The organism is Microbacterium sp. SW12 (assembly GCF_055391095.1).
In genome coordinates, this window is the sequence record NZ_AP024335.1 from 752379 (window position 1) to 764156 (window position 11778).

An 11778-nucleotide genomic window follows, 5' to 3' on the forward strand; every position below is an offset into this window, starting at 1 on the left:
AGATCACGGATCGGTCACGGACTCCCGAGCCTTCCCACCGAATCCGACGCGACCGGATCAAGCGGTTCGCTGGCGCGCAAGAGCTCTCCGCGCTCGATCGCGAGGCGCTGTTCAGCGGGCCCCTCGCCGATGTGCGGGGACTGCTTGATCTTGGACCCGAGCAGGATCATGAGCATCCACCCCCAGCCCATGAGGGGCGCGGTTTCGGCAAGACCCTGGACGAGGAGTACCGCGGCGGTGAGCGTCGGCAGCAGGGTCAGCGCCGAATACGGCCGGTCGGCCCGCAGATCCCAGCGCGGCCGGTCGACGGCGAAGAACCACGAACGCCACACGAACGCCAGGTAGGCGAAACCGAGCAGGAAGACGCCGACGACGCCGAGTTGAAACAGGATGTCGACCCACACGCTGTGCGCCTGCGTGACCTGCCTGCCGTCGAGCACGATCCAGTCCTGGAACGCGGGATCCCACGGCAGCCAGGGCGTGGCGAAGCCGCCGCCGAAGGCGAGGTGATCGCCCGCGCGTTCGAGGACAGCGGTCCAGATCGTTTCGCGGTCGAGAAGGTCAGCCGTGCGGTCGAGCGCGGTGAACACGGGAACCCGCCACACCCAGAGTGCGAGCGCGCCAGCAGCGCCGATGACGGCATAGCCGACGTAGTAGCGCGTGCGCTCGCCGGGCTTTCGAGCGGTCCGCATCAGCAGCACGGTCGCCAGCACGAGCGCGACCCCGGCGGCGGCGATCCACGCGGTAACGGATGCCGCGAGCACGAGCGTCAGGGCAGAGAGTCCGATCCACACGCCGAGCATGATCCGGCGCGACTCTCGCGCGGCGAATTCGATCGCGAACACGATGACCGCGAGCAGAGCGATCATGCCGAGGAGGTTCGGGTTCCCGATGACGCCGTCGATGCGCGCGCCGGCGAAGATACCGCCGCTGATCCACTCGGCGCCGCCGGCCGCGGCATCCGTCTCGAACCCCGCGTACAGGGTGCCGCCGACGAGCCACGCCACCAGCACCTCGGCGACAAGAGAGAGACCGATCACCCATCCGAGGGCGGCCCCGATCGCGCGAACGATCTCGCGCCAGGTGAGCACGCTCGCGATGGCGACTCCCTGGAAGGTCGTGGCAACCAGCAGCAGCCACGTGAGCGCGGATGTCTCGCGCCAGCCCGACCACGCGATGGACAGCCCGGCCCACAGGATGAACGTTCCCGCAATCCAGGGGAGCCGCCGCCATTGGAACGGTGGGCGGATTACCGCGACCATGACCGCTGATCCGGCGACGATCACACCGCCGACGATCGCCGTGACAGGCACGCCGAATCCGAGCACCCAGCCCGGAGCTGTGAAGGCAAAGAAGAGGCTGAAGACCATCCAACCGCGCAGCAGAAGATGCCGGGTGCGCTCCCGCTCTGGAGCGACCGGCGGCGCCGAAGCTGGATGACGGCTGAAGCTGGCCATGGTGCTCTCAGGGTAGCGCTCAGCGTCTGCCCGATGCGGGGGCCACTGGCCAGGATGCTGACGCTGGCGTCGGTACGCTGGTCGCGTGCTGGTTCCGCTTATGAACACGCCCCGCGACTACGCCTGGGGGTCCACGACTCTGATCGCCGAGCTGGAGGGACGCACCCCGACCGGCGCGCCCGAGGCCGAAGTGTGGTTCGGGGACCATCCCGGCCACCCGGCCCGCGTCCCGGACGGGCGGACGCTCGGTGAGTGGCTGGCCTCCGGCGACGCGCCCGAGGGCACTCCGGAGCGACTGCCGTACCTGCTGAAGATCCTCGCCGCTGGTTCGCCGCTGTCGATTCAGGCCCATCCATCGAAGGCGCAGGCGGAGGAAGGGTTCGCGCGAGAGGAAGCCGCAGGGACCCCGCGCGACGCTGCGACGCGGACCTATCGAGACGCGAACCACAAGCCCGAGATCATCGTGGCCCTCAGCGACAGGTTCCTCGCCCTGGCGGGGCTGCGCGAACTCGACGCCACCCGGCGGTTCCTTGAAGCCGTTGGGGAAGCGACCGCGCCACTGCGGGCCGTTCTCGACTCCCACCCGGATGACGCAGACGCGCTCGCGGCAGCACTGATCTGGATTCTCTCGCCGGCAGCAGGTCCGCAGGTGAGCGCGATCATCACAGCGGCGACGGATGCGGCATCCGACGAGTTCGGGGATGAGCTGGAGCTGGTGCGCCACCTGCAGAGCCACTATCCGGGCGACCCCGGCATCGTCGTTGCCATGCTTCTGAACCTTGTCATCCTGCGCCGCGGTCAGGGCGTGTTCGTCCCGGCGGGTGTCCTGCACGCGTACATCGAAGGGCTGGGCGTGGAGATCATGGCAGCCAGCGACAACGTGCTGCGCGGGGGACTGACGCCGAAGCACATCGATGTGGCCGAACTCACGGCGATCCTCGACCCGCGACCGGGACCCGCGCCCGTGCTCGATCCCGCCGCGGGCACTGCCCGCACGTTCACAGGAGGCGTCCCCGATTTCGTTCTGACGCAGGTGACGGCGGATCCGAGCGCAGCTGTCGAGGTTCGCATGAACGGCATCGCGATCGCCGTCGCGACCTCCGGTGAGGTCGAGATCACGGGTGCGGATACCCAAGACCGCCTCACACTCCGCCCCGGGTCGGCGGCCCTCATCACCCCGAACGAGGGATCGGTCTCGATCTCGGGATCCGGCGAGGCATTCATCGCCGAACCTGGACAGTAGTTCCGCCCGCGACACGCCGCGAATTCCGCCAAGAAGGTTAAGGCGGCGATTGAGGGTTTACGATCTGCGACTTGACCGCAGCGAACTACACCGGTGTAATTACTGCAACACGCTGACCGCGTGGGGGAGTTCTTGAGGTGGGGAGAACGACATGTCGGCTTCGCAGTACCGCTCGGGTGTGCCGGACAACTGGTTCGTCGACCCGGTACATCTTGGCGTGCCAGGCGTACGTCGTGTCGACCCGGAAGACGAGAACGCTCTCGCCTGGCAGACCGACGCGCTGTGCGCGCAGACCGATCCCGAGGCGTTCTTCCCCGAGAAGGGCGGCTCGACGCGAGACGCGAAGCGCATCTGCAGCTCGTGCGATGTCCGCGGCGAATGCCTGGAATACGCGCTCCAGAACGACGAGCGATTCGGGATCTGGGGCGGTCTCAGCGAGCGTGAACGTCGTAAGCTCAAGCGCCGGGCAAGCTGACTGGCTGCGGGGGTTTCAGCGCTCGCGTGAGCCCTCAGCCGGAAACGCCGGGCCCAAGGCGCCTGCGTCGGGGGACGCAACCATAGGCTGACGGCGTCATGCCCGGCACTGTTCACGCGATCGTCGTCGTGCGTCCCGACGGTCGCACGTCCGCGGCGTACCACCTTCGTCGCACCTTCGCGTCCGTGGCGGCGGGCTCTCGCCGTCCGGATGCCGTGACCTTGGTGGTGTGCGGAACCGACCCGGCAGTTGAGGACGCCCTCGAGCCAGGAAACCTCCCCGATCCCACCGCTGATGGGCGGGGCGTGCGCGTCATCCGTCTCGGGCGGCGGACGCGGTTCGCGGCAGCGGTGGCCAGTGCGGCCCTCGAGCCGGATCCTCGAAGCGGCACGGGTATGGATGCCGACCTGCTGTGGTTACTCGCGCAAGACACCGCTCCGGAACCCGAGGCACTGGCCCGCCTCGCCGGGCAGCTCGAGCTTTCGCCGACGCTCGCGTTCGTTGCGCCGAAGCTGGTACGTGATGACCGTCCCGAACGGATCGTGTCGCTCGGTGTGAGCATGACCCGCGCCGGCTCTTCCGTGGAGCTGGCAGCCGGCGACCTCGATCAGGGTCAGCGCGATGGCATTACCGATGTGTTGGGTTCCGACATCCGTGCCGTGCTCGTGCGCGGGTCCGTCTTCCGCGCGGTGCGCGGGATCGACCCGGCCCTCCGCGACGCGGACGAGGGCCTTGACCTCGCTGTGGCAGCACGCCTCATGGGAGGGCGGGTTGCGCTGGTCCCGACGACTCGCGTCGCCGTTTCGGGTGATGGCGTGGCGGGACTCCCATTCGCCGACACCGGCCGCCGGCGCCGCATGATCATCGCTCGGCGCCGCGCTGCCCAGTTGCACCGGCGTCTGACCTCTGCCCACCCCCTCTTGCTCGTTCCGATCTGGTTGTCGCTGCCGGTTGTTGCCCTCGGCCGCACGATCGCACAGCTGGTGATGAAGGATCCGGGCCGGATCGCAGGGGAGTGGACAGCCACGATTCTCGCGATGGTGCGCCTTGCTGCGATCGCGCGGGGCAGGCGCCACCTGCGTCATCACCGCACCGTGCCCTGGTCGCGGATCGCCCCTCTTCGAGTCTCGACGGCGCTCGCCCGAGAGCGTGCGGTCGAACCCGCCGAGCCCGCGCCGGATACTCTTCCCCGCGCGGAGCTTCACTTCTTCGGTGGGGGCGGCGCGTGGCTCATACTTGCCATGGCCGTCGTGTCACTCGCCGCATTCCCCGCCTTGCTGGCGTGGCCAGCCCTCGGTGGCGGTGCGCTTCAGCCGCTGCGCGACACCGTCGCCGGGCTCTGGGCTGACGCGGCCTACGGACTTCGACCGATGGGGTGGAACGTGTCGGGACCCGCCGACCCGTTCTCGGCGGTCGTCGCGGTGATCGGCTCCCTCTGGCCGTTCGCGCCGAGTCGGGCTCTCGTGCTGCTGTGGTTGGCTGCGCTGCCCTTGGCTGCCCTCGGCGGGTGGTTCGCGGCGACGCGGATCACCGACCGCCCGGTCCTGCGCATCACTGCCGGTGTGGGCTGGGCGCTGGCGCCGACGTTCCTGGTCGCCCTCACTCAGGGCGTCCCGACTGGTGTGATCGTGCACCTTCTGCTGCCGTGGCTGGTTTTCGCTGGGGCCGTCTCACACCGGTCCTGGGTCCCGGCAGCAACGGCCTCGCTACTGGCAGCTGGGGTGATCGCCGCGGCTCCCTCGCTCGCTCCCGCGCTGGCCGTGGTCCTGATTGCCGGGCTCATCGCGGCGACCGTGCGCCGTTCCGGGGCGAGTGTCGCACGGATGCTGTGGATTCCCGTTCCCACAATCGTGCTGTTCGGCCCCGTGGCATGGACGCAGGTGCATGCGGGAACGCCGTGGGGTCTGCTCGCCGACCCCGGCGCTCCGATCCGCTCACTGGCCGAGGCGACCAGCGCAGGCACTCGTCTGTGGGTGTCTCTCGGGTTTCCCGCCTCAAGCGGTGCGGGGTGGGCAGAGCTCTTCTCCACCGTGCCGCTGTGGGTGCCGGCGGTCCTGCTGGTGCCGATCGCGCTGCTTGCGGCATCCGCTGCTGCGACGCCACGATGGCCGGTCGGTCTCGCTCATCTCGCCCTGATCGTGCTCGGCGTCGCAACAGCCGTCGCTGCAACCCACATCGCGGTGCGCTTCGACGGCGCGAACGCTCTCGGACTGTGGCCGGGCGCGGGGCTCAGCCTTGCCTGGTGGGGCATCGTGGGCGGCGCAACCCTGACCCTCGATCAACTCGGTCGGGCCGAGATGGCTCGGTTCCGCCGGCGAGCCGGAGCCGTCTCGGCATCCGCTGCGGTGGTCTGCATCGTGGCTCTGGTGATCCTGGCAGCTCCGGCGCTGACCGCGTCGGCGCGGGGCGCCACGGCACTCACGAATGGTCCGACCAGCACGCTACCGGCGTACGTCGAAGCCGACAGCGGTGGCGACACCGCGACGGGGACGATCGTGCTGACGGCTGAAGCCGACGGCAGCCTCGCCGCACGCGTGGTCTGGGGCGGCAGCGAGACCATCGGGGCACATAGCACCGTGCTCGAGACCCGGACTGCCGTGGATGACGCGTCAGCTCAGCTCGCTGCGACTGCCGCCGCCCTCGTGAGCTCGACCTCGCCAGACGCCGTTGCTGCGCTGGGCGACCAGGGGATCGCCTTCGTGCTGCTCGCTCCTGGCGCCGACGCGCCGGCAGCCGACGTGCTCCGGCGCGAGTCCGCCACCGCACTCGATCAGCGCGATGATCTCGATCCCGTCGGGGCCACCGAACGGGGCGATCTGTGGCGTGTCACCTCCGACATCGGCGCCCGGCCAAGCGCCGCGAGCCCGGCGGGGGGGATCGCACTCGAGATCCTCCAGATCGCCGTCATCGTGATCGCCCTGCTGCTCGCGGCACCGACGGGGAGGAGCCGCGCCCGCGCCCGGCAACATCCGCGCATCGTGGGCCTGACTGCCGCCGAGCGAGCAGCGGATGCCGGAAAGGCCCGACGCCCCGAAGATGGCGCGCAGGAGGCCCAGGCCCTGCCGAGCGAGCCGACGGGTGAGGAGGCAACATGACAGTCACGGCCTCACGCTGGCTCCGACCCGTCTTCGGTGTTCTCGCGGGAGCTGGCGCCATTGCCGCGGTTGCGCTGGTGCCGCAGATCGAGGTCCCCACGATCGCGCCGGAACCGGCGTCAGTGGCTGTCTCGCCACCGTCGGCCGGGCAGACCCTCGTGTGCGCCGGCGACCTCCTCGCGTCAGCGCGAGACTCCGAAGCCGCTGGCTCGATCAGTGTTGCAGCGCCCCAAGCGGTCACGACGGCGGGCGAGAACGCCCTTGATCGCAGCGAGTTGGTCTCGGATGCCATGGGCACCTCACCCCTCGTGCTTCGATCAGCACCGGGCTCGGAGCCCTTCGCCGCCGCCGGATCCGCGACAGTCGCCGACCCCGACCTCGCGGGATACAGCGCGGCGTCGTGCCGCCTGCCGCTGCTGGACTCGTGGCTCGTGGCCGGAGCCGGCACGACAGGCGCCGCCGACCTTATCGTGCTCTCGAACCCGGGCGAGGTTGCTGCGACTGTCACCCTCACTGTCTATGGAGCGGGCGGAGCCGAGGTCCCGCCCGGTGGCGGAGACATCGTCGTGCGACCCGGCGCGCAACGCATCATCCCGCTCGCAGGCCTCGCCCTCGGTGAAGAGAGCCCCGTCGTGCACGTGCAGGCCACCGGATCCCCGGTCGCGGCATCCCTGCAGTCGAACATCACGCGGGTCCTCGAGCCCGGCGGGGTGGACCAGTCAGGGGCGCTCAGCGAGCTCGCCACCAGCCAGACGATCGTCGGGGTCGCGGTGACCGAGGGTGCTCTGGGGACCGGGACCGGGCTTTCGGGAACCATGGTGCGGGTGCTCTCGCCGGATGCCGATACCGAGGCGACGATCTCGGTGCGAGCTGTCGGTGCTGCAGCGCCGGCTATCGATCCGGTGACCGTTCAGCTCCGGGCGGGAATCCCGGCGGCCGTCGAGATGCCGAGTCTGCCGGTCGGCTCCTACACGGTGGATGTCGTGGCCTCGGCGCCGCTCGCGGCGGCGGTGTGGCAGACCACCGGCTTCGGTGCGGGATCCGACTTCGCGTGGTACCAGGCGTCCCCGCAGATCGAGTCTTCAGCTGTGATCGCTGTGCCGAGCGGGCCCGGGCCGGTCCTGACCATCGCCAACCTCGGCGCCGCGGATGTGACAGTCGAGCTTGCGGAACCCGGGTCTGACCCCGTCCCGGTGACCGTGCCCGCGGGAGCGAGCGTCCAGGTGCCGCTGCGGGCCGCGGCATCCTACGAGCTCACCAGCGGGGGACCCGTGCGCGCGAGCGTCGGCTACGTCGGTGCCGGTGCTCTCGGCGCCTTCCCGGTGTTCCCCTCCACCGTGGGCCAGGAACCGATCGTCGTCTACCCCTGAGCAATCCTCAGAAGTAGCGGAAGCGGTCGGGGCCGAGATCCCACGGATCCTTGCCGAGGTACTGCGCCGCAGCTCGGAACACTGCCCCCTCGATCATCATCCGGCGATGCAGATCATCGTTGCGGTGCAGGTGCGACAGGCGCTCCAGCGGCACCCGGTACAGGATGATGCGCTTTTGGTCGGTCAGTACCGCCCACCGGGGGATGCCGTCGGCATCCGTTGCGGGGGGCATGTCGCCGATTTCGAAGCTGACGTCGCGAAGCTCCTCCCACGCCGAGCGAAGGAACTCCGCCGCGGTGCCGACGGTGAGGTCGAACCGGTCGATGCGGGTGTCCAGGGGTGGGAGCGGCGGACGAACGACGGGGCTCCGTCCGACGCGCCCGTGGCGTCCGTGACGTGCGGGGCGCCGGGATCTCGCCGGGGCTGAGCGGGAGCGTCGCCAGGCCATGCGCCCATCCTAGATCGCCCCCGCGATGCATCGACGCTGCGCCCGATCGTCACCAGGCTGTCATCTGTCCCGCGTGGCGGGGGTCGTCAGCACTGGCTCGCGGGTACCGTGACGGTGATGCGTGAACGGTTGTGCTCCAAGATCGCGTGCGCACGGGAGGCCGTCGCCACGCTCACCTACGATTACGGCGACCAGATGGCGGTTCTCGGCCCGCTGGGTCCGGAGGCCGTGATCCACGCGCACGATCTGTGCAGCATCCACACCGAGCGGCTTGCCATGCCGCGCGGCTGGGTCGTCGTGCGCCACGAGACCCTGCGAGCCTGACGGCGGCGAAGTCTCGACCGTCCGCGTCGTGGGAGAATGGCGGGCATGTCGACCCCCACGATCGCCGCGCTCGATTACGCCGTCGCCGACCTCGCCCTCGCAGACGCCGGCCGTCACCAGATCCGCCTCGCCGAGAACGAGATGCCGGGCCTGATGGCTCTGCGCGAGGAGTTCGGTCCCCGGCAGCCGCTGCGCGGTGCGCGGATCGCCGGCTCTCTGCATATGACGGTGCAGACCGCGGTTCTGATCGAGACTCTCGTTGCTCTCGGCGCTCAGGTGCGGTGGGCCAGCTGCAACATCTTCTCCACCCAGAACGAAGCCGCGGCTGCCGTCGTGGTCGGCCCGACCGGAACCGTCGACGCGCCGCAGGGTGTTCCGGTGTTCGCGTGGAAGGGTGAGACGCTCGCCGAGTACTGGGACTGCACCGACCGCATCTTCGACTGGTCGGCCGAGGGCTTCGACGGCCCGAACCTCATCCTCGACGATGGCGGCGACGCCACCCTCCTCGTCCACAAGGGCGTCGCGTTCGAGAAGGCGGGGGTCGCGCCGGATGCCGCTCCGGGCGACTCCGCGGAGTATCGGGTGGTCCTCGACGTGCTGCGGCGCTCCCTTGCGCGGGACCCCGAGCGCTTCACGCGGATGAGCCAAGAGCTCGTCGGCGTGACCGAAGAGACCACAACAGGCGTCCACCGGCTCTACGAGCTGGCACGCGACGGCGAGTTGCTCTTCCCCGCGATCAACGTGAACGACTCGGTCACCAAGTCCAAGTTCGACAACAAGTACGGCATCCGCCACTCCCTGCCCGATGGTCTCAACCGCGCAACCGATGCGCTCATCGGAGGGAAGGTCGCGTTCGTCGCCGGGTACGGGGATGTCGGCAAGGGAGCCGCTGAGGCCCTGCGCGGCCAGGGCGCTCGCGTCATCGTGAGCGAGATCGACCCGATCTGCGCGCTCCAGGCCGCCATGGACGGGTTCCAGGTCGCCCGGCTCGAGGATGTCATCGGTCAGGTCGACATCCTCATCACGGGAACGGGTAACCGCAACGTCGTCACCGTGGACCACCTGCTCGCAATGAAGCACCTCGCGATCGTCGCCAACGTCGGACACTTCGACAACGAGATCGACATGGCGGGGTTGGAAAGCCTCGCTGGTACCGAACGCGTCGAGATCAAGCCCCAGGTTCACGAGTGGAGACTTCCCACCGGCCGAAGCGTCCTGGTGCTCAGCGAAGGACGCCTCATGAACCTCGGGAACGCGACGGGGCACCCCTCTTTTGTCATGAGTGCCTCGTTCACCAACCAGGTTCTCGCGCAGATCGAGCTGTGGACCAAGCGCGAGAACTACCCGCTCGGCGTTGCAACCCTCCCGAAGGCGCTCGACGAGAAGGTCGCGCGCCTGCACCTTCCCGCGCTCGGCGTACAGCTGACGCAGCTCTCCGGCGACCAGGCGGCCTACATCGGCGTTCCGGTCGAGGGACCGTACAAGCTCGAGCACTACCGCTACTGACGCACCGTCCGGATCGTCGTCGTGTCGGCATCCCCGGCGGTCAGGGTCGCGAGGCGCTCGTTCTGCAGAGCAAGAGCTCGCCCTTCGCGCGCCCGCCGCAGGGCGACCACACCGCGCAGCATTGTCTCGGGGTCCACAGGCGGGACGGGCGAGACGTAGGGGGTGACCTCTGTCGCCAGGGCGGCGGCGACCCGTGCCCGCGCGGCCGGGTCGAGGTAGGCGGCCTGGTGGGCGAACTGCGAAACCCGCCGCGCCAACCGATCGGGCATGCGCCCGACGTCAGCAACGGCTGCCCAACTCGCGAGAGTCGGAGGCAACTCGGCGGGGCGCGGCTGGAGCTTCGGGGCACGCGATCGCTCGCAGTACGTGCCGGCGACCAGATCGCCCAGGCGCTGCGTTCGTGGTGTGAACGCGCCGACGATCGCCGCCACCGCTCCCGCGGTCAGCCAGATCTCCAGGACCCCGATGAAAGCGCGGATGAACGCGTGACGGAAACCCGCCGCGCCGCCATCGACGCGGACGATGCGGCCGCCCACCGCCCATCGCCCGAGGCTTGACCCGCCAGTGAGCGTTTCGACGAGCGCCGGAACGAGCACGAGAACGACGACCACTGTCGTGATTCCGAGGATGGGCGCCGCTGCGGCATCCAGAAAGGCGCCGCCCAGCAGCCAGTTCGCGACAACGGCCAGCGCAATGAGAAGCACCACAGCGGCTATCACGTCGATCAGGCACCCGAGGGCCCGCTGGAAGAAGCTCAACGGCTGGATGTCGAGCGCGACAGCCTCGCCGGTGAGCACTTCGTCCTGCCGGATCTCGACCGTCGTCAGGTGCTCGGGGGGCATGGGTACAGTAAAGCAAATGGATCTCGATGCCCTGACTGACGCGCGACGCGCCGAGTGGGCGCGGCTGGACCAGCTCGCCCGCTCCCGCAGGCTCTCGGGGGCCGAGATCGATGAACTGGTCACCCGGTATCGGGCCGCGTCCGCGGATCTCGCCGACATCAAGACCACCGCCGGGCGCACTGCCGAAGGCGACTACGTGTCGTTGCTGCTTGCCCGCGCACGGCGGCGGCTGACGGGGCGCGGTGAGAACCCGCTGCGGCAGGTACCGCGCTTCTTCGTGTGGCAGCTGCCGGCAGCGCTCTACCGGCTGCGATGGACCACCCTCGCCGTCGCAGGACTGTTCGTGGTGGTCGCCGCGGTGGTCGCGACCTGGATCTCCCGCGATCCGGCGCTGATCGCTTCGCTGGGCTCGCAGGTGCAACTCGAGTATTACGCGGAGGTCGAGTTCGAGGGCTACTACAGCGAGAACCCTGCTGCCGTGTTCGCGGGCACGGTATGGACAAACAACGCGTGGATCGCAGCCCAGAGCGTGCTGTTCGGGATCACCGGGATCTGGCCGGTCATGGTGCTGGTACAAAATGCCGTCGCGGTCGGGACAGCAGCCGCCGTGCTCGCAGCCTTCGACCGCATCGACACGTTTTTCCTCTTTATCCTTCCGCACGGCCAACTGGAGCTCACCTGCGTCTTCGTCGCCGTCGCGGCAGGGCTTCACCTGTTCTGGTCGTGGGTGGCGCCTGGCCCGCGCACCCGGGGGAAGCGCTCGCGTCGCAGGGGCGGGCCCTGGCGACAGTTGCGATCGGACTCGTGTTCGCGCTCGCCGTGGCGGGGGTCATCGAGGGATTCGTGACGGCGCAGGCGTGGCCGTGGGCCCTCAAGATCGGAATCGGAACCGCGGCGCTCGCGGCGTTTCTGGTCTACATGCTCGTCGTCGGACGGCGAGCGGTGCGTGCCGGTGAGACGGGGGACCTCACGGAGTTCCACGCCGGCACTGCTCGGCTGTGGACTGGCGGATGATCGC

At 69.4% G+C, this 11778-nt stretch carries 9 protein-coding genes and 1 pseudogene; 7 read left to right on the plus strand and 3 right to left on the minus strand.

What is annotated here, in order from left to right; all coding sequences use genetic code 11:
• Positions 1 to 14: 14 nt before the first annotated feature.
• The gene (locus tag MICSW_RS03680; RefSeq protein WP_464496787.1) at positions 15 to 1457 is read right to left on the minus strand and encodes an O-antigen ligase family protein; all 1443 of its coding nucleotides are present in this window, start codon (positions 1455 to 1457) and stop codon (positions 15 to 17) included.
• An 85-nt stretch (positions 1458 to 1542) separates the two neighbouring features.
• Between MICSW_RS03680 and manA the strand changes: the two genes are divergently transcribed.
• The 4 genes from manA to MICSW_RS03700 all read left to right on the plus strand — a co-directional run bounded on the left by manA (position 1543) and on the right by MICSW_RS03700 (position 7640).
• Positions 1543 to 2700, plus strand: a complete 1158-nt coding sequence (gene manA / locus MICSW_RS03685; RefSeq protein ID WP_347424405.1) for a mannose-6-phosphate isomerase, class I — start codon at positions 1543 to 1545, stop codon at positions 2698 to 2700.
• Between the two features lie 151 nt (positions 2701 to 2851).
• Positions 2852 to 3175: a WhiB family transcriptional regulator gene (locus MICSW_RS03690; RefSeq protein ID WP_228177570.1), complete on the plus strand. Its 324-nt coding sequence runs from the start codon at positions 2852 to 2854 to the stop codon at positions 3173 to 3175.
• A gap of 98 nt (positions 3176 to 3273) precedes the next feature.
• The gene (locus MICSW_RS03695; protein WP_464496788.1) at positions 3274 to 6270 is read left to right on the plus strand and encodes a glycosyltransferase; all 2997 of its coding nucleotides are present in this window, start codon (positions 3274 to 3276) and stop codon (positions 6268 to 6270) included.
• Entirely contained in the window at positions 6267 to 7640 is a 1374-nt protein-coding gene (locus tag MICSW_RS03700) for a DUF5719 family protein (RefSeq protein WP_464496789.1), read from the plus strand. The genes MICSW_RS03695 and MICSW_RS03700 overlap by 4 nt, the downstream gene beginning before the upstream one ends.
• 7 nt (positions 7641 to 7647) lie before the next feature.
• On the opposite strand, the gene MICSW_RS03705 is transcribed toward MICSW_RS03700, so the two are convergent.
• Positions 7648 to 8088: a metallopeptidase family protein gene (locus MICSW_RS03705; RefSeq protein WP_228177573.1), complete on the minus strand. Its 441-nt coding sequence runs from the start codon at positions 8086 to 8088 to the stop codon at positions 7648 to 7650.
• Positions 8089 to 8205: 117 nt separating this feature from the next.
• On the opposite strand from MICSW_RS03705, the gene MICSW_RS03710 reads away from it, so the two are divergent.
• Complete coding sequence (locus MICSW_RS03710) at positions 8206 to 8412, plus strand: DUF3499 family protein (RefSeq protein WP_195693236.1); 207 nt, start codon at positions 8206 to 8208, stop codon at positions 8410 to 8412.
• A gap of 45 nt (positions 8413 to 8457) precedes the next feature.
• On the plus strand, positions 8458 to 9918 hold the full coding sequence (gene ahcY / locus MICSW_RS03715; RefSeq protein WP_464496790.1) for an adenosylhomocysteinase: 1461 nt from the start codon (positions 8458 to 8460) through the stop codon (positions 9916 to 9918).
• Here the strand turns inward: ahcY and MICSW_RS03720 are convergent.
• Positions 9912 to 10760, minus strand: a complete 849-nt coding sequence (locus MICSW_RS03720) for an RDD family protein (protein WP_292733034.1) — start codon at positions 10758 to 10760, stop codon at positions 9912 to 9914. The two genes, ahcY and MICSW_RS03720, sit on opposite strands and share 7 nt — an antisense overlap.
• Before the next feature lie 16 nt (positions 10761 to 10776).
• On the opposite strand from MICSW_RS03720, the pseudogene MICSW_RS03725 reads away from it, so the two are divergent.
• Positions 10777 to 11774: pseudogene (locus MICSW_RS03725) on the plus strand (stage II sporulation protein M).
• Positions 11775 to 11778: the final 4 nt, after the last annotated feature.

Excerpts from the sequence above, each read along its gene's own strand:
- ahcY (WP_464496790.1), top strand. The coding sequence starts at position 8,458 with ATGTCGACCCCCACGATCGCCGCGCTCGATTACGCCGTCGCCGACCTC.
- MICSW_RS03690 (WP_228177570.1), top strand. The coding sequence starts at position 2,852 with ATGTCGGCTTCGCAGTACCGCTCGGGTGTGCCGGACAACTGGTTCGTC.
- MICSW_RS03680 (WP_464496787.1), bottom strand. The coding sequence starts at position 1,457 with ATGGCCAGCTTCAGCCGTCATCCAGCTTCGGCGCCGCCGGTCGCTCCA.
- MICSW_RS03705 (WP_228177573.1), bottom strand. The coding sequence starts at position 8,088 with ATGGCCTGGCGACGCTCCCGCTCAGCCCCGGCGAGATCCCGGCGCCCC.
- MICSW_RS03720 (WP_292733034.1), bottom strand. The coding sequence starts at position 10,760 with ATGCCCCCCGAGCACCTGACGACGGTCGAGATCCGGCAGGACGAAGTG.
- MICSW_RS03710 (WP_195693236.1), top strand. The coding sequence starts at position 8,206 with ATGCGTGAACGGTTGTGCTCCAAGATCGCGTGCGCACGGGAGGCCGTC.
- MICSW_RS03695 (WP_464496788.1), top strand. The coding sequence starts at position 3,274 with ATGCCCGGCACTGTTCACGCGATCGTCGTCGTGCGTCCCGACGGTCGC.
- MICSW_RS03700 (WP_464496789.1), top strand. The coding sequence starts at position 6,267 with ATGACAGTCACGGCCTCACGCTGGCTCCGACCCGTCTTCGGTGTTCTC.